18 protein-coding genes and 1 tRNA gene are annotated in these 17918 nt (G+C 43.0%); 10 read left to right on the forward strand and 9 right to left on the reverse strand.

All coding sequences use genetic code 11. The features are described 5' to 3' along the window. Positions 1-2165, forward strand: a 2165-nt coding sequence (locus tag ACM0OX_RS11875; RefSeq protein ID WP_414515050.1) for a CHAT domain-containing protein, incomplete at its 5' end; no start/stop codon positions are given. A 103-nt stretch (positions 2166-2268) separates the two neighbouring features. After that, positions 2269-3228 (forward strand): trypsin-like serine peptidase, encoded by a 960-nt coding sequence (locus ACM0OX_RS11880; RefSeq protein WP_414515051.1) that lies wholly within the window; start codon positions 2269-2271, stop codon positions 3226-3228. Between the two features lie 186 nt (positions 3229-3414). Here the strand turns inward: ACM0OX_RS11880 and ACM0OX_RS11885 are convergent, their stop codons facing one another. Beyond that, positions 3415-3627 (reverse strand): DUF6887 family protein, encoded by a 213-nt coding sequence (locus ACM0OX_RS11885; protein WP_414515052.1) that lies wholly within the window; start codon positions 3625-3627, stop codon positions 3415-3417. Next, positions 3624-3797, reverse strand: coding sequence for a DUF6888 family protein (locus ACM0OX_RS11890; protein ID WP_414515053.1), 174 nt, complete (start codon positions 3795-3797; stop codon positions 3624-3626). Before ACM0OX_RS11890 ends, ACM0OX_RS11885 begins: the two co-directional genes overlap by 4 nt. 330 nt (positions 3798-4127) lie before the next feature. Here ACM0OX_RS11890 and ACM0OX_RS11895 point away from each other — a divergent pair, with 330 nt between their 5' ends. The 5 genes from ACM0OX_RS11895 (at position 4128) to ACM0OX_RS11915 (ending at position 8914) form a co-directional block, all read left to right on the forward strand. Beyond that, positions 4128-5111: an alpha-ketoacid dehydrogenase subunit beta gene (locus tag ACM0OX_RS11895; RefSeq protein WP_099100369.1), complete on the forward strand. Its 984-nt coding sequence runs from the start codon at positions 4128-4130 to the stop codon at positions 5109-5111. 161 nt (positions 5112-5272) lie between these two features. Continuing rightward, positions 5273-6685, forward strand: a complete 1413-nt coding sequence (gene secD, locus ACM0OX_RS11900; RefSeq protein WP_414515110.1) for a protein translocase subunit SecD — start codon at positions 5273-5275, stop codon at positions 6683-6685. Next, on the forward strand, positions 6682-7671 hold the full coding sequence (gene secF / locus ACM0OX_RS11905) for a protein translocase subunit SecF (RefSeq protein ID WP_414515054.1): 990 nt from the start codon (positions 6682-6684) through the stop codon (positions 7669-7671). Before secD ends, secF begins: the two co-directional genes overlap by 4 nt. A 72-nt stretch (positions 7672-7743) precedes the next feature. Beyond that, the gene (locus ACM0OX_RS11910) at positions 7744-8157 is read left to right on the forward strand and encodes a hypothetical protein (RefSeq protein ID WP_414515055.1); all 414 of its coding nucleotides are present in this window, start codon (positions 7744-7746) and stop codon (positions 8155-8157) included. Between the two features lie 286 nt (positions 8158-8443). Continuing rightward, a complete protein-coding gene (locus tag ACM0OX_RS11915; protein ID WP_414515056.1) occupies positions 8444-8914 on the forward strand; it encodes a GNAT family N-acetyltransferase in 471 nt (156 codons plus the stop codon). On the opposite strand, the gene ACM0OX_RS11920 is transcribed toward ACM0OX_RS11915, so the two are convergent. The 6 genes from ACM0OX_RS11920 to ACM0OX_RS11945 all read right to left on the reverse strand — a co-directional run bounded on the left by ACM0OX_RS11920 (position 8877) and on the right by ACM0OX_RS11945 (position 13838). Next, positions 8877-9818 carry a sensor histidine kinase gene (locus ACM0OX_RS11920; RefSeq protein WP_414515057.1) on the reverse strand — a complete coding sequence of 314 codons (942 nt, stop codon included), beginning with the start codon at positions 9816-9818 and terminating at the stop codon, positions 8877-8879. The two genes, ACM0OX_RS11915 and ACM0OX_RS11920, sit on opposite strands and share 38 nt — an antisense overlap. A gap of 94 nt (positions 9819-9912) precedes the next feature. Then, positions 9913-10521 carry an L-threonylcarbamoyladenylate synthase gene (locus ACM0OX_RS11925; protein WP_414515058.1) on the reverse strand — a complete coding sequence of 203 codons (609 nt, stop codon included), beginning with the start codon at positions 10519-10521 and terminating at the stop codon, positions 9913-9915. A 63-nt stretch (positions 10522-10584) separates the two neighbouring features. After that, positions 10585-11475, reverse strand: a complete 891-nt coding sequence (gene prmC, locus ACM0OX_RS11930; protein WP_414515059.1) for a peptide chain release factor N(5)-glutamine methyltransferase — start codon at positions 11473-11475, stop codon at positions 10585-10587. A 25-nt stretch (positions 11476-11500) separates the two neighbouring features. Beyond that, positions 11501-12319 carry a Tic22 family protein gene (locus ACM0OX_RS11935; protein ID WP_094349988.1) on the reverse strand — a complete coding sequence of 273 codons (819 nt, stop codon included), beginning with the start codon at positions 12317-12319 and terminating at the stop codon, positions 11501-11503. Between the two features lie 591 nt (positions 12320-12910). After that, positions 12911-12984 (reverse strand) — tRNA-Pro (locus tag ACM0OX_RS11940). Positions 12985-13286: 302 nt separating this feature from the next. After that, positions 13287-13838, reverse strand: a complete 552-nt coding sequence (locus tag ACM0OX_RS11945; protein ID WP_322671979.1) for a GNAT family N-acetyltransferase — start codon at positions 13836-13838, stop codon at positions 13287-13289. Between the two features lie 473 nt (positions 13839-14311). On the opposite strand from ACM0OX_RS11945, the gene ACM0OX_RS11950 reads away from it, so the two are divergent. After that, positions 14312-15031 carry a hypothetical protein gene (locus tag ACM0OX_RS11950; RefSeq protein WP_012410214.1) on the forward strand — a complete coding sequence of 240 codons (720 nt, stop codon included), beginning with the start codon at positions 14312-14314 and terminating at the stop codon, positions 15029-15031. Between the two features lie 108 nt (positions 15032-15139). After that, positions 15140-16057, forward strand: coding sequence for an alpha/beta fold hydrolase (locus ACM0OX_RS11955; RefSeq protein WP_414515060.1), 918 nt, complete (start codon positions 15140-15142; stop codon positions 16055-16057). A 35-nt stretch (positions 16058-16092) separates the two neighbouring features. Here ACM0OX_RS11955 and tsaD read toward each other — a convergent pair whose 3' ends face one another. Next, the gene (tsaD, locus tag ACM0OX_RS11960) at positions 16093-17142 is read right to left on the reverse strand and encodes a tRNA (adenosine(37)-N6)-threonylcarbamoyltransferase complex transferase subunit TsaD (RefSeq protein WP_414515061.1); all 1050 of its coding nucleotides are present in this window, start codon (positions 17140-17142) and stop codon (positions 16093-16095) included. A gap of 280 nt (positions 17143-17422) precedes the next feature. Between tsaD and ACM0OX_RS11965 the strand changes: the two genes are divergently transcribed. Beyond that, positions 17423-17917 (forward strand): Photosystem I reaction center subunit III, encoded by a 495-nt coding sequence (locus tag ACM0OX_RS11965; RefSeq protein ID WP_414515062.1) that lies wholly within the window; start codon positions 17423-17425, stop codon positions 17915-17917. Position 17918: the final 1 nt, after the last annotated feature.

Below are 17918 nucleotides of genomic sequence, written 5' to 3' on the forward strand. Positions count from 1 at the left end.
AAAAGCAAGAAGCGCTCAAATACTACAACCAAGCTTTACCCATACTCCGTGCAGTGGGGGACAAAGAAGGGGAAGCCGTCACCCTCAATAATCTTGGCGGTGTCTACCCCTCATTAGGAGAAAAGCAAGAAGCGCTCAAATACTACAACCAAGCTTTACCCATACTCCGTGCAGTGGGGGACAGAAGAGTGGAAGCCACCACCCTCAACAATATTGGCTTAGTCTACTCCGATTTAGGAGAAAAGCAAGAAGCGCTCAAATACTACAACCAAGCTTTACCCATACTCCGTGCAGTGGGGGACAAAGAAGGGGAAGCCGTCACCCTCAATAATCTTGGCGGTGTCTACCCCTCATTAGGAGAAAAGCAAGAAGCGCTCAAATACTACAACCAAGCTTTACCCATACTCCGTGCAGTAGGGGATAGGGGAAAGGAAGCCACCACCCTCTTTAACGTGGCTAACCTAGAACGCGATCGCGGCAACCTCCAACAAGCTCAAACACATATTCAAGCAGCAATCAAAATCATTGAAGATTTACGCACCAAAATTGACAGTCAAGAACTGCGTACTTCCTATTTTGCCACTGTACAGGATTATTATCAGTTCTACATCGACCTGCTGATGCAGTTGCACAAAAAAGACCCATCTAAAGGATACAACGCATTAGCACTGCATATTAGTGAGCGTTCTCGCGCCAGGGGTCTTTTAGAACTATTAACAGAAGCCAATGCCAAAATCCGTAAAGGCGTTGACCCGCAACTACTGGCAGAAGAACAAAACTTGCAGCAGCAACTTGATGCTAGAGATAAACTGCGTCAAGAGTTACTGAATAAAACAGCACCCACAACCCCAATACAAAACCTCGAAAAAGAAATTGCCGACCTCCTTAACCAATACGAAGAACTGCAAACCAAAATCCGTACAAGTAGTCCCAAATATGCAGCACTGAAATATCCTAACCCTCTGAAATTAACTCAAATTCAGCAACAACTAGATTCAGACACCCTGCTATTGCAATATTCCTTGGGTAAAGAACATAGCTATCTTTGGGTTGTCACTCCGAATTCTCTTGATACTTATGAACTACCCGGACAGGAAAAGATAGAGAATGCTACAAATGATTTTCGTCAATCTCTGTTAGATAGAGCTTTTGATCAAAACCTCAAAGCAGCAAAACAACTTAGTCAAATCATCTTCGCTCCTATCGCTAACAAGTTAGGAAAAAAACGTTTAGTAATTGTGGCTGATGGTGCTTTGGAAAATATTCCCTTTGCGGCGTTAACTGACTTAACCTCTCAAGAATCTTACCAACCCCTGCTAGTCAACCATGAAATTGTTAATCTCCCTTCTGCTTCAACCATAGCTATCCTCAGACAAGAAACCAAAGGGCGCAAAGCAGCACCCAAAGCCCTAGCCGTCCTTGCTAATCCCGTATTTAGTGCTGATGATTGTCGCGTAACTCATAAAGATAATTGCCTTGTGACAGGCAAACTAAATGATGATGCCTCAACTCCCGAATTCGACGAACAACGTTCTGCCCTAGCAAGGGCTGCCAAAAATCTCAACCGCGATGGTTGGGCCCCACTTGATGGTACTCGCCTGGAAGCAGAGGCAATTCTCAAACTCGTATCGCCAAAAGATAGCCTGCAAGCTCTTGATTTTGATGCTAACTACAACTGGGTAACTAACCCACAACTGAGTCAATACCGCATCATTCATTTTGCTACTCACGGCTTTGCTGATAACATCAATCCAGAATTATCAGGAATCGTACTTTCGTTGGTAGATAAACAAGGTAAACCCATAAGAGGTTATCTGCGACTAAACGATATCTTCAATCTTGATTTACCTGCTGATTTAGTGGTGCTAAGTGCCTGTAATACCGGACGCGGTAAGCAAGTTCAGGGAGAAGGCTTGGTGGGATTAACAAGAGGATTGATGTATGCAGGTTCACAACGAGTTGTGGTGTCTTTATGGAGTGTGAACGATGAGGGAACGAAGGAATTAATGAGCGAATTTTATCGTCAAATGTTGCAGCAAGGTAAATCACCAACTGCTGCTCTTAGAGCAGCACAACTATATTTGTGGCAACAGAAAGAGTGGAAAGATCCTTATTTTTGGGCTGCTTTTACTGTGCAAGGCGAATGGCAAAACAATTCGCAATGACGCTCTATACGAGACGCTAAAAGCGAACGACCTACCGCGACGCTAACGCCATTCGGAATTAATGATGAATTTGCAAATATTAATTAACTAAGGAATTTTATCAATGACTAACAAGCATATCTACAAGCAATTTTTTGCTGGAATTATTGGTGCGATAACTTTGGGTGCTTGGGTATCAGTTCATGCACAAGCACAGACAGAAACTCAACAAATTAAACCACCAAAATTCAGCAAATTTCAAGAAGCATCTCAATTCAAACTACCTGCGAATGGAAAGCCTTTTAAACCTTCTGACCTCAATCAGTCGAAAAAAGCAGATGAAGCCAACCGGGGAATACCGACTGGTAGAGATTATCGTATCCCCATGACTAGCAGAAAATATCCTTGGTCAAGTATTGGTCGAGTCCAGGGCACAACAACTGATGCCAAAAGCTATCATTGCACAGGAACTTTAATTGATGATGATATAGTTTTGACAAATGCCCATTGCGTTATTGATCCTGATACCCATAAATTAAGTCAAAAAATTCTGTTTATGCCAAATGTAATTAATGGTGTTATGCAGGATAAAACAGATGTTGTTTTAGTAGAGCAAGTTGTTTACGGTACAGATTTTACTGATGACAAGCTCACAAATCAGATAAACGACTGGGCACTTCTCAAAATTAATCAGCCTCTCGGTCGGAAGTATGGTCATTTAGGCTGGAAATCTTTGCGTTCTTCGACTCTCATTAATAACCCGAAAACGTTATCTTTTGTTGGCTACTCTGGCGATTTTCCCAATCCCAAGAAAAAAGGCTATGAAGACCTGACTGCTGGTACAGGATGGACTGCAAGCTTTGAAACTGGGTGTAGCATTGTTGGGGAGGAGTCAGGGGTACTTTTGCATAATTGCGCTACCGCAGGTGGTTCTTCTGGCGGGCCTCTTATTGCCTGGGTTGGTGAACAACCCTATATTGTTGCCCTGAATAATGCTGAAATTAAGAACTTAGAAACCAATCAGGATATAACCAATCTGGCTGTAAAAATCGATTTCTTGGATAAGTTGGCTGCTGGTAATTAATCCTTGGTGATTTGAATTTTGTAGGACACCCATCTTGCGTGTCCTACAAAATGGTTGTATTTGTTGAAGTTAGCTATGCACATGATAGGTAAATTGTCAATCTTTTAGTACATAAATAGAGAATTCCCTTCTTTGCCAGAGTGGGAGGCGATCGCTGATAAAATTTTGTTGGAAGGTTGCGAGGGCTTAAGCTTGCTTTCGTAGTCTTTCTAGGTTCTGTTGATGCAACTCTAGGAAGTTTTCTAAATCATCTATTGACTGTGGTGCAGGAAAGATTACAGCGTCTTCAGAGGTGAATCTATCTAGATAAGTTTGAAAAGCTTCATCATCTTCTCTATGGTCAAGGATATATTGACGCAATTGGGCACGGGGCATTGTCATAAAATCTAGCTCACTCATACATATCTCCACTTCCCGTCTAGGTAAATTATAATTTTATTTTCTTCACCAGCAAGAATTACAAGATTTTTTGTTCGTTCATCGATTCGCACTAAAAACAGAGGTAAATACATTTTAGTAGCCCAAAAACTTAAGATAAACAACGTTTTCAATTGTTCTACAGTAGGCATATTTAAATTATTGCTACAACAAATTTTTACTCTGGTGTGAGTGGAGTACAGTTAGTATCTTTCAATTGAGAATTTTTGAGTATATTTTACACATAGTCCTACGTTTTATTACATAGATAAATCAGCCGCATTTGCCAGAGTCAGAGGCGATCGCTCATAAAACATCTAAAATCGAAATTAAATAGCTTTGATATAGTTATGGCAATCACTCGCTCTATGCTAGGGGCCGTTTATTTAAAAAACCTAAACTCTAACTAGTGCGATCGCTCACTGTATTTGTGACAGCAGCACGATAAAATTCTAAAACCATAATCGTACTAAAAGGTCTAAATGGCAGAAACACTATTCTTCAACGCCTTACGGGAAGCCATTGATGAAGAAATGGCGCGTGATTCCAGCGTATTCGTTCTCGGTGAAGATGTAGGGCATTACGGCGGTTCCTATAAAGTTACCAAAGACCTGTACCAAAAATATGGCGAACTCCGCATTCTAGATACCCCCATTGCTGAAAATAGCTTTACCGGGATGGCTGTGGGAGCCGCAATGACTGGGTTACGTCCGATCATTGAAGGTATGAACATGGGCTTTTTACTGCTTGCCTTCAACCAAATATCCAACAACGCTGGGATGCTCCGCTATACTTCTGGCGGTAACTTTAAAATTCCGATGGTAATTCGCGGCCCTGGAGGTGTAGGACGGCAGCTAGGCGCAGAACATTCCCAACGACTAGAAACTTACTTCCAAGCTGTGCCAGGGCTGAAGATTGTTGCCTGCTCCACGCCAAGAAACGCTAAAGGACTGCTGAAATCCGCTATCCGCGATGATAATCCAGTGTTATTCTTTGAACACGTTTTACTTTACAACTTGAAAGAAGATTTACCAGAAGAAGAATATTTACTACCACTAGATAAAGCAGAAATTGTGCGTGAGGGAAAAGATGTCACAATTATCACTTATTCCCGAATGCGCCATCATGTGCTACAAGCGGTAAAAACTCTTGAAAAACAAGGATACGATCCAGAAGTTATCGATTTAATATCCCTCAAACCATTAGATTTTGATACCATTGGTGCATCAATACGTAAAACCCATAAAGTCATTGTTGTGGAAGAATCCATGCGAACTGCGGGTATTGGAGCAGAAGTCATCGCCTCAATAAACGATCGCTTATTCGATGAATTGGATGCGCCAGTACTGCGGCTTTCTTCCCAAGATATTCCCACACCTTACAATGGCAATCTGGAACGACTAACAATCATCCAACCAGAGCAAATCGTAGAAGCTGTGGAAAAAATGGTGGCTTTGCGAGTTTAAAAGTTAGGAGTGAAAAGTTAGGAGTGAGGAGTTAAGAATTAAATCTTGAATTTACAACTCCTAACTCCTAACTCTCAACTACTAACTCCTAACTCTCAACTCCCAACTCATAACTCCTCAAAAGAGCGCTATTATAGCCTTTGTCAGTTGCGAGTTATGGTATGCAAAGACAGCGATCGCTATTAATTTTGATTTTAGTCCTGATAATCGCCGCTATTACGGTGATTGCCACAATTCCGATACCCCTGGGGCTGGACTTGCGCGGAGGTTCACAGCTCACAATTCAGGTGAAACCATCAGCGGATATTCCCAAAATCACCGAACGAGAATTGGAAGGTGTGAAGAAAGTTGTCGAAGGCCGGATTAATGGTTTAGGTGTTTCTGAGCCAGTAATCCAAACAGTCGGCGCAGATAAAATACTGGTGCAACTACCAGGAGTCAACGATCCAGAACAAGCTGAACGGGTGCTAGGGGGTACAGCACAGTTAGAATTTCGTACCCAAAAGGCGAATACAGAAACTCAACTGCTTGCTTTTCAAGCATCAAGAGCCGAATTGAAATTCAAGCAAGAAGAATTAAGAAAGAGTACCGACAAAGCGGCAATTGTCAAGAATCAAGAAGACTTACAAAAAAATAATCAAGCGATCGCAGAATTGTTTGAAAGCACCGATCCACCGCTAATTGGCAAATACCTCAAGGATGCCTATGGTGAACCCACTCAAGGTAACAACTGGAATGTTGCCATTCGCTTCGACCAAAAGGGTGGCGAACTGTTTGCCAATTTAACGAAAAATCTCGCCGGTACTGGGCGTAGCATTGGTGTTTTTCTGGACAATGAACTGATTAGCGCTCCCACCGTGGGTATAGAATTTGCCGCTACTGGCATTACTGGTGGTTCTGCCGTAATTACAGGACGTTTTACCGCCCAGCAAGCCAATGACTTAGGCGTGCAGTTACGCGGTGGCGCATTACCCGTACCAGTAGAAATCGCAGAAAGGCGGACAGTCGGAGCAACCTTGGGTAAAGATAGCATTCAAAGTAGTATTTATGCTGGAGTCGGTGGTTTGACTTTAGTATTAATATTCATGGTGGTTTACTATCGACTACCAGGATTGATTGCGGATGTATCACTAGTGATCTACTCCCTCTTAACTTGGGCAACCTTTGCTTTGTTGGGCGTTACCCTGACTTTGCCAGGAATTGCTGGTTTTATTCTCAGTATTGGGATGGCAGTTGATGCCAATGTGCTAATTTTTGAAAGGACGCGGGAAGAATTGCGGGCGGGTAAATCTTTGTATCGTTCTGTAGAATCTGGTTTTTACCGAGCATTTTCTAGTATTTTGGATAGCAACGTCACTACATGGATTGCTTGCGCTGCCCTGTTTTGGTTGGGGTCTGGTTTAGTTAAAGGCTTTGCTCTAACCTTAGCTTTGGGGGTAGCTGTGAGTATGTTTACCGCAATTACCTGTAGTCGGACATTGCTATTTTTGGCAATTTCAATTCACTCCTTGCGCAAGACAGAACTTTTCTGTCCAAACCTGCCAGCATCGAATAAGGCAGAGGTGACTCCATGAAACTGAGTATTAATAAATCGCGATCGCTTTGGTGGAGTATTTCTGCTGCTATCATCATCGCTGGTATCATCTCAATGGTGATTTCTTGGCAACAACCGAATATTCGTTCCCCCTTACGCCCCGGTTTAGATTTTATCGGTGGTACGCGGTTGCAGTTTGTTCGAGATTGCACCAAACCCGGTAACTGCGACAAACCAATTGATATCAACGCTGTCCGGGAAGTAGCAAAAGCACAGGGACTAGGTGATAGCAGTATCCAACTTGTCTCGGAAAATGGTGCAGAAAATGGCGTACTAATTCGGTCAAAAGATTTGGGTGTCGATCAGCGTACCAAATTACAAAACGCTTTGAGCGAAGAAATCGGCGTTTTTGACCCACAAAAGAACCAGATTGACTCCGTTGGCCCCACCTTGGGAAAAGAACTGTTTACATCCGGGATGTTAGCTCTGATAGTTTCCTTCATCGGTATTACTATCTACATGACTTTCCGCTTCCAGTTAGATTATGCTGTGTTTGCGATCGTTGCCCTACTCCATGATATCTTGATCACAGTAGGGGCTTTTTCAATTTTGGGTTTGGTGGCGGGCATCGAAGTGGATAGCCTTTTTATCGTCGCCTTACTTACCATCACAGGTTTTTCAGTCAACGATACAGTGGTGATTTACGATCGCATTCGGGAAACCCTTAAAATCCATCCCGAACAGCCGATTGCCGAAATTGTAGATGATGCGGTTAACCAAACATTGACAAGATCGATCAACACTACCTTAACCGTATTACTGACATTATCTGCAATCTTTCTATTTGGTGGGGAAACACTGAAATACTTTTCCCTTGCTTTGATTATTGGCTTCACAATGGGAGCTTATTCGAGTATTTTCATTGCCAGTACGCTTCTAACTTGGTGGCGAGAGCGTAAAGGGGAATCCCAGGTGTTAGACAACGCTGATTCAATTGATACATCTCCCAGTTCCCAAGATAGTTAAACTTGTGTATATTTCACAATTGGGTGAAAGCATTTTGAATTGCCCACCCACGCCTTGCAATTTTATTCCCCTATGGATCAACCGGAAGAACGATTAAATACTGTCCCAGATTTTGAAAAATCTGACCCATCGTTTGCTCAACAAGTACAAAGGCTACATCAGCTAACAGTATATGGCAGGTGGCTATTTGTGGGCTGTCTATGGCTGACCGTTGCGCCTGTCTCCTTGTGGGGTCTGCGTGCAGAAATTGCTCTGTGGCAACAATATTTTACCTGGGTGGCAGTGAGATTTGGATTATTTTACCATCCACTGTCTACCTTCGGTCTCGCTTTTTGTCTGGGGATGACTGCTGCTGTTTTAGTTTGGCAAAGTCGGAATATTCTACTTGGACTACCACCGCAGGAAAAACAACGTTTAGAAAAACAAGTTTATCGGATACGTCAACAGGGAGCAACTCATCCTCTATGGAAGTGGGTTTGTCATTAAATTTTCTTTCTCTACACGTACAGCAATTTATAGCAAAATATGACTTAAATCAAAGTTTAAATTGATGGGTAAGCAAGTTCGTAGTAAGGACTTTAGTCCTTAATTTTCTCAGCACTAAAGTGCTTACTACAAACTTTTCATTACTAGCTTAGACATTGTACGAGACATCTGCTGAAAAGAATGTAGAGATGTAGTAGTGCTAAGTCTCTACAAGATTTCTGGATCGTGCATATTTAATTTCATCAAATGTCTGCTCAAAGATACTTGCTAAAAGTGGATGCCATACATGAACGATCTTCAGATTAAGTTTAGCGATCGCAAGTCTGAAATTGACCTTTATCAACTCCAAGAATTGTTAAACGTTTCCGCTTTCTGGGCAAAGGGACGCAGTATTGAAGACTTAGGTATAGCTATTGCCAATAGTGAGCCAGTGATTTCCGTCTGGAATAGCGATCGGCTCATTGGCTTTGCAAGAGCAACATCTGATGGCATCTATCGCGCCACAATTTGGGATGTTGTGATTCATCCAGAGTATCAACATAGTGGCTTGGGAAGCAATTTAGTAGAAACCGTTTTGAGACATCCTCGTATGAAGTCAGTTGAGCGAGTTTACCTGATGACTACTTACCAACAGGGTTTCTACGAAAAGATTGGTTTTCAAACCAACAGCACCACTACGATGGTGTTACACAATCAAGCTAATCGTGCTTTCGTTTCTGCTACAGAAGTTCAGTTTCAGGAATCACTAGGGGGATAGAGATTTGTAGTCTGGTAAGCTGTTGAAGTGGTTCCTTGACAGTAGTCGAGGGCAAGATTTCTAACTTTCCTCCCATAACTTCCACCAAAGTTTGATTGATTAATAGTCTCATTCCTGGGGAAAGAGCAGCCTTCTTTTGTTCAATCTGGGTCAACCGATCTTCAAATTTGAGCAAATCAATTGGTTCGCTCGATGTTACAGCATGGGTTGGTAAATCTAGCCAAATGTTTACAAAATTATTTGTAGGTAAAGTGCTAGTGGAAATACAAATGCTGCCTTCCTCCATTTGAGTAATGGCAGTGTCTATTAAACTTATCAATACTTGGCGGAGCCAGAGGTAATCTGTCAAAACATAAATTTCTGAGTCGGTGGGTAATAATTTTAAGGGAAAATTGCGATTTGCCGCCAGCATATAAGTTAAGTCATGAACCTCCTCTAAAATTTGGGCTAAGGGTCTGGGCTGAATATCTAATTTATTGGTGCCGTGTTCAGTTCTAGCAACATTAAGAATTTCATCCATTAGCTTCAACAGCTTCAGCGTTCGCTCGTGAGCTTGGGCAATAAATTCTCGCTCTTCAGCTGGATTTTCACACAAATCTGACAAAATTAATTGATGTAAGCCAATCAAACCATTAAAAGGCGATCGCAATTCATGAGTAGTCCGCGCCAAAAAACCAGCTTTAAACTGGCTCATTTCCCTTGCCATCAGGTATGCCAGCTGCGTTTGCTGTAGCTGTTGTGATATTAGTGGCATATCCTGTTCAGCTGATGGCGCTACTGGGGATGAGCTAGATGAAACATTAGGCGATGCCTGCTTTGGGCGTAGCCATCGCCCAAATAACTGATGGAAAACCATACCTAGTGCTATTCCTACTCCTAGATATATCCAGTTGCTCCAATTCATATCTGGCAATTATTAACTTGTTAATTAAGTACAACAGCGCAAACTGTTTCAGATTTCTCTGTTGTTAACACCATGAAAACAACATTATAGCTACCTATACTTGGTTATCACTCGATAAATCTAACTCGATCGCACCTTGTCGCAAAATCTGCCAATTTATCCCTGTCCATTTGGCAACGGTGGAAGGTATACCCATCCCTGGTATTTCACTCTGGTATTCTGTCGTTGCTAAAGTCAGAACCTGGGGAAACTGAGTTTCAATTTCTGTCATTGTTTGCAAAGGCGGCTGACCAGAAAAATTGGCGCTAGTGGTGGCAAGAGGGCCTGTTTGCGCCAAAATAGTTTGAGCGATCGCACTGTTTGGTACTCGAATCCCAATTGTTGTTGGATCGATGGGATTCATAACTTTTGGTAAGCGTTCACTCGCTGGCAAAACTAATGTCAGCCCTCCTGGCCAATATTTATCTGCTACTTCTTGCCAAACTTTATATTCATTCTCACTACCTTTGACATACGGCCATAAATCTCCAGCACTAGCCGCCATCAAAATCAAAGGTTTGTCTTGACTGCGTTGTTTCGCCGCAAAAATTAATGCTGCTTTCTCTGGTATCGCTGCAAGTGCCGGAACAGTATCCGTCGGAAAGCTGACCAAAAGACCAGCACGTGCGCCAGCTATTAAATTTGTTAGAGAAACTTGGGTCATGTTTACAAGGTTAGGAGTTAGAAGTTAGGAGTAAAGAATTTCATAACTCATCACTCATCACTCCTAACTTTTGTAGGCCAGGGCAAAGCGTTCAATTCCAGCTAAATCAGCGTGAATTTGAATCTTACAATAGCTACCTTGATTTTGCAAAAGTTCTCGCACCACATCTGCTTGCCCTATCATCATCTCAATTAGCCAGACGCCACCCGATTGCAAATAACTAGGGGAGACTTCGATCAAATGACGAATGCAATCTAAGCCATCAGCCCCACCATCCAAAGCTAGATGTGGTTCGTGGTTAACGACTTCTGGTTGCAAAGTCGGTAAGGTGCTGGTAGGTATGTAAGGGGGATTTGACACCATACCACTGAACTGACCTTTTAAGAATGTCAGTGGCTCCCACCAGGAACCTTGATAAAATTGAATCCGGTCAGCAAGACCCAAATTATCAGCGTTGGTTCGAGCGATCGCTAGAGCTTCTAAACTGTAATCAACTGCATGAATTGTGGCTTTTGGCAAGGCATCTGCTAATCCGATGGCGATCGCGCCACTCCCAGTACCCAAATCTGCCCAGTGTTCTGAAGCATTGCTAGCAGATGCTTCAGCCAAATCGATTAAACACTCTGTCTCTGGTCTAGGAATCAAAACTGCACTCGACACCGCAATTTTAAACTGACGCCAAGTTGTAGCTCCGGCAATATACTGCACTGGTAAGCGATCATTTAATCGCCTCTGCCACAGCTGCTCTAACTCTTCTAGCGGCAATTGCAATTGAATTTGCGGCCAGTTTTTAAAAGACTCTAAACGCAGTGCCAAGCGGTCTAATCCAGCAACTTCCAGGAGCAGCCAATCTACCTCCATTGGTGGCACATCAGTGGCGATCGCTGCTTTGAGAGCTGCATTCCGCCACTGCCAAAGTTGTAAACCAGAGACTATCAGATGTTTCTCCCCCATAGCTCAACCTTGGAACGCATATCCGTTATTTTTTCGGAGCGGCGGCAGGAGCTGGCTTGGCACCGGGTGATTGATTTGGCGCCAGGGAGCGAATAAAGTTGATCGACTCCCGTGATGGATATAGAACAATTTTATTGATACTAGGATCGCTGCTGCTATTGAGAGCTTCCATAACACCGTACAAATCCACCACCTGAATTTCAGTATTGGCTCCTTCCTTTGGCACGGCTTTTTTGAATTCTTCTAACAGAGCCACTGCTTGTTCTTTCTCAAAAAAGAAAGGGATGTATCGCTCATTACCTTTAGCAAGGGGAATAGTCAGATAGCTATTATCTTTCTTAAATTTTGGTACAAATAAGGGAATACCATTGAATTGCTCTCCCTTTTTACCATTTTGATTGAGCATACTTGTTGCCGAGGCTACTTGCTGTTGCGTTGGCACTAAAGTATAAATCACAGAATCTGATTTCTTTTTGCTTTCTTGGACTATTTTATAGTAGTCTGCCAAGGACAAAGGTCTAACCTGTAGAGTGCTTGCCAACTGGGGATTTTCTTTTTTGAGCCGATTGTCAAGGAATTTTTGAGCATCTTGCTTGCTAATAAAAAATCCCACTTGTGATACAGGCTTGGATGCGTTGTTTCTCGAAAGAACTACGAATTCGCCTTTAGGATTGGTGAGCGTGAATACAGGTACTTCTTGGAGCTTTTTCACGACCTGATCTTGTGGCAGAGCGATCGCCTCTAGATTGCCCATTCCTGGTAGATTGCCTATTCCTGAAAGCCCCGTTAAAAATACACTGCCAGCTATACCCAATGTTGCGCCTAAGCGAATAAATGATTTCATGACTGCTCCTCGCATCAATAGTCCAATTAAATTAACAAATGGTTGGATTTGCACAGCACCAACTAGCTTTAGTTATATAGCAATCTATTTCAGTTGTGAAAAATTCATTATGCGCGTTGAGGTTGAGTGTTAAGCTCAACGGTCAAAATCCAATGTTCCCTAACTATTTATAGTTGCTGTAGTATCGTTTTCACAAATTGGCTGTGCTAACGTTGTGTTTTTCTAGGTTTTGCTTCGCTATATGACCGCGAAATGCCGTAGATGCTTATTATATGTCTTCTCAAACAGCAAAAACTCTCTCCATCTCTCCAACCTTAGAGATGATAAATGCCATTTTATCGGCTTTTTCTAAAATTAGTTGACGCTATTAGTTAATCAATCGTTCCATCTGCGATCGCTTTAATATCTTCTCAAATCTATACAAAGCTCAGTGTTAAAAATCACCTTACTACTTAATTACGAAATTTACCTATTAAGCTTCAACAGCAGAACAGCTTAATTGATCTTCTCCATAAAAATATCCAATTAAATTGCAGATGTTAGTAAATAAAACCTAACTAACTGCCTTAACTGTTAACTATATTAATTAAATCGGGATGACAGGATTTGAACCTGCGGCATCCTGCTCCCAAAGCAGGCGCGCTACCAAGCTGCGCTACATCCCGTTATACTCATCCGCTTTTTTGGGTTTGGTTTTAAATCCCCATCAAAGCGATCGCGCTTTCACAAAAGCGTTAAGGCAATCATATCACATAACATCGCTCATGCCTAATATATTTATATCTTCTGCAAATACTAGCTAGATTAGATATTTAGACTGATAAAGGTTTGTCTGCCGACTTAGTTTTACAAGAGATATTACTTGTGCGTTCGTCGGCTAAACCTCGTCAAACCAAATTTAAATAATAGATTTGTACTACTAATACCTGATTTTATTGTGCGAATCGGGTTTTATTTGGATTGAGCATTAGTGAGGATACCAGAACATGCCTTTGATGCCTTCTGGATCGGCCATAAATCCCATAGTTCGGTAGAAATCTACAACATGGGGGTCAGCGAAGAGAGTGACATTACTAATTTCTTCACTCCTAAGTTTTTTGAGGACGTATTTCATCAGCGCTTTCCCCAGTCCTTGACTTTGAAAGTCTGGGTGAACCACTACATCCCAGATAGTGGCATTAAACGCGTGATCTGAGGTAGCACGGGCAAAACCAATGAGCCGCTTTTGGTTTCCTCTCACTTGCCACATTGAGGCAACGAGAAAACTATGCTCAATAGCTTTTTTTACTTTTCTTAGAGGACGACGCGACCAACCAACTGCATCACAGAGTTCTTCTAGCTCATATAGGTCAATATCTCGTTCCGTGCTGAAGACGATCCGAGCCTCCTTTGAAGCAGCTTCGCTAATACTACTGGGGCTAGAGTTGCCCGCAGTTTCTGCTGTATGCTCTTCAAAGAGATTTGTCCTAGTTGTCCCTACAGATTCAGGAGTACTAAACCAAGTTTTCCAAAAACCCATGCCAACGCGGTTCGGGTAGTATAACTGAATTGGTTTCCACTCTCAGGAGTGTTGATTCACTTTTAACATCGCTACCCCCATTTATTACCCTTTACACTCAAAGTTTTTCGGTTGTTTTCGGGATTTGCAATGGTAGCAGCCAGTTAGAGCGTGTTTCACACCAATCATTTTCAACTTTAGCATTTTGTTGTAAAGGCTAGGAGAAATTCACCAAAACGGTAAGGATATAAACAATTCAAAATTCAAAATTCATAATGGAAAAACCTAATCCTGGCAATTGCTCGTATAGAGCTTAAATGCACGTTAGCTTAGGAGTGAATTGTATACACGAAGATTAGGCATTGGGTATCGAGAACACTCTTCTGTTGTCCCCTTGTCCTCCCAGTCCCCAATCCTCAGTCCCTAGTCCTTAACACCCAACCCCCAACACCCAGCCCCCAGATGACGAAAGCAAGCGAGTTTTACCCTTAACAATGGCTTCTGGTTTAAAATCTTCGACACTGGAACTCCTAAAGCGCTTTAACCGAGCGTTTCCCCAGTTTTATGAGCAATTCGTCAGTAGTGAAATTCAACTGCAAAATTTGCGGTTAGCCTACCGTCTCTATAAAACTAGACGCGCTGTTATTGAACTGAAACCGGAAGGAAGCAAAAGTGCCCTGCATTTTGCCTACCGCAACCAGTCTTTTCTCCTCAGCGATATTTTTGGTGTACTAGCAGCTTATGGGTTGACTATCCACGGTTTAAGTCTATACGGTCAAATCCGTCCGCCAATGTTAGTTTTTATCAAACTGTTGGTATCTCGTGGTAGTAAAGCCTTGACCGAGAAAACCGCAGAAAATGTCTGTCGCGCCATTCGCGAGGCTTTAGGAGGTCGGTTTGAGGTAGAAGAGATGCTGGCAGTAGAATTTAATCTTGACACTGGCTTAGAGCAGGTACAAACTGAGTTTTACGTCGATCCGGTATTTCATCTCCCTGCCCTAGTGATTGAAGCTGATAATCAACCAGGATTATTCTACAAAGTGATGTACGCTATCTGGCAGGAAGACCTTTTGGTAGTCAATGCCAATTTATTGGTTTGGCGCGGACGTACACGGCTAATTCTCTACTTGTTAGGGCCGAATGAAAGCCTCATTCCTGAATATCTGGGTCACAAAATTGCTGAAGGAGTGCGACAGAGGTTGCTGGGTAAATAAAAAAAGTGAGAAGTTATGAGTTATGAGTTAAAAATTCCTAACTCCTAACTTCTAACTCTTTCCACTTTAGTATTTAGTCGCACCCGTCCTTAAGGGTACGATACAAGTATGGCAACTATCGAAATCTTGGGCGTTTCACACGCATACGAGCTAACGGCTCCCACTTCCTGCCCCCATGCTTTAGTATTTATCCACGGTTGGCTCAATAGCCGTGGATATTGGCAACCTGTGATTTCCCGCCTATCAGATGATTTGCAGTGCCTGTCCTATGATTTGCGGGGTTTTGGTGAATCCCAATCCCAGGTAAAAACCGATTTTAGTCGATCGCAAACGTCTTTGAGTCTGACGCCCATCTCCAGTAGTGTGGATGGCTCATCTTTTGATTCTCTTTATACTCCTGCTGCGTATACTCAGGATTTAGCAGCTCTCCTGAAACAGCTAAATATTACGAGTGCTTGGCTAATTGGTCACTCATTAGGCGGGACGATCGCTCTTTGGGGAGCAGATCGAATGCCTGAGTGTGTTAAGGGAGTTATCTGTATCAACGCTGGCGGTGGTATTTACCTCAAAGAAGCCTTTGAGCAGTTTCGCTCGGCGGGTCAGAAATTTTTGCAAGTCCGTCCGCGCTGGCTGTCCCAAGTGCCTTTGATTGATTTGCTGTTTACCAGAGCTAGTGTGGTTCGTCCTTTAGAGCGCCATTGGGCACGTCAGCGAGTAATAGATTTCGTTGTGGCTGACCCAGAAGCGGCTCTAGGAACTTTGTTAGACTCCACAACTGAAGAAGAAATCAATCGTTTACCTGAGTTAGTATCTCAACTGAAGCAGCCAGTTTATTTTTTGGCTGGCGCGGAAGACAAGGTTATGGAACCCAAGTATGTGCGCCATTTAGCCAGCTTTCACAGGCTTTTTCAATATTGTGGTGACAATGTTCTGGAAATTCCTAATTGCGGACACCTGGCTATGTTGGAACAGCCGGATGCAGTAGCCGATCACATCCGAGCAATAGTCAATAGTTATAGGGTATAGGGTATTGGTCGTTACAAATGACAAATGACAAATGACTACTCAACAAATTGATACAACTTCATCACCTGAGTAAGCCCTAGCCTAGACTCAACACCTAGTGTAAGGGGGGACGTATGACCACGGGATAGATGGTCAGCGGCGGCACAGCCAATCATGGCAGCGTTATCGGTACAGAATTTTAGAGGTGGGAATAGGACGCGTAGGTTATGTTTAACGGCGGCGGCTTGGAGGTTTTTTCTCAAGCCGCTATTTGCTGCTACACCGCCACCGATGGCAATTGTGTCTAGACCATAGTCTAGGGCACAGGCGATCGCTCTTTTGGTTAGCGATCGCGCTACCGCATCCTGAAAGCTCGCTGCTACATCTGCCACTGGCACTTGTCCGCCATCTTTCTCTAACTGCTGCACCAAACGTAATACAGCCGTTTTTAACCCACTAAAACTCGCATCATAACGATGAAACCCCCCACCGGGTAGAGAAACTCTTCCTTCTGGTAAAGCAAAGGCTTGAGGATTGCCCTTTTGTGCCAACTTGTCAATCACTGGCCCGCCCGGATAACCCAACTTTAACAATCGCGCCACTTTATCAAAGGCTTCACCCGCAGCATCATCACGGGTTTGTCCCAAGGTTTCGTAGTTACCACAATCTTTGACATAAATCAAGCTTGTATGTCCGCCTGAAACCAGTAAGCTAAGGAAAGGGGGATTTAAAGTTGATTCGCTCAAGTAAGTTGCGTAAATGTGACCTTCGAGGTGATGAACTCCCAAAAATGGCTTGTTGTGTACCATCGCTAGAGTTTTGGCAGCAGTTAACCCCACCAATAGCGCTCCTACAAGTCCAGGGGCACAAGTGGCGGCAATTGCGTCAATTTGTCCCCAATTTAGTTGGGCTTGCTCTAAGGCTTGTGCGATCGCTTCATTGATGGTTTCCAGGTGCTGGCGAGACGCTACTTCTGGCACTACTCCGCCATACTGCTGATGGACTGGAATTTGTGAGGCTACAATACTGCTACAAACTTTACGATTGTTAACAATTGCGACGGCTGTTTCATCACAACTGGTTTCTATTGCTAAAACGGTTGTCATTGAGAGTAATCACTGCTGGGTGCTGAGTCTGGAGTCCTGAGTAATAGAGAGAAAATCTTGCTTCTTTACTACCCTACAACAACAATTCTTATACTCGACGCTCTAACTGGGCACTCAACACTCTATTTTGGTTGAGAAGCTTTAACTTTTATTTACTTAAACTTTACTCGGTTCCCACCCAAGAGTATGATGACTTCCTAGTTATGCAAATAAACAACTGTACAAGCCGCTTCGTTTTGTACAAAAAACTTCTTGTTTTGTAATAAAAGGAAACAACTCTATGCGACGATTGTTTGCTTTGATGTTAGCGATTAGTCTTTGGTTCAACTTTGCCCCCCCAGCGCAAGCTTTAGGGGCTAATTTGACACCGTGTAAAGACAATGCCGCTTTTCAAGAGCTAGCAGCTAATGCCCGTAACACCACCGCCGATCCCCAATCAGGGAAAAAGCGGTTTGAGCGTTATTCTCAGGCGTTGTGCGGCCCTGAAGGATACCCACACTTGATTGTTGATGGTCGTCTAGATCGTGCTGGTGACTTTTTGATCCCTAGCATTTTGTTTCTATATATTGCTGGTTGGATTGGTTGGGTAGGTCGTGCCTATCTGCAAGCAATTAAAAAGGAATCTGACACTGAACTAAAAGAAATCCAAATCGATATTGGTTTGGCACTACCCATAATAGTTTCAGGCTTTGCTTGGCCAGCAGCAGCAGTCCAAGAATTGCTCTCTGGAAAATTAGCAGCTAAGGATTCAGAAATCCCTATTTCTCCACGCTAAA

This window comes from Nostoc sp. PCC 9305, from assembly GCF_963920915.1.
In the GTDB taxonomy this organism is placed as follows: Bacteria; Cyanobacteriota; Cyanobacteriia; order Cyanobacteriales; family Nostocaceae; genus Nostoc.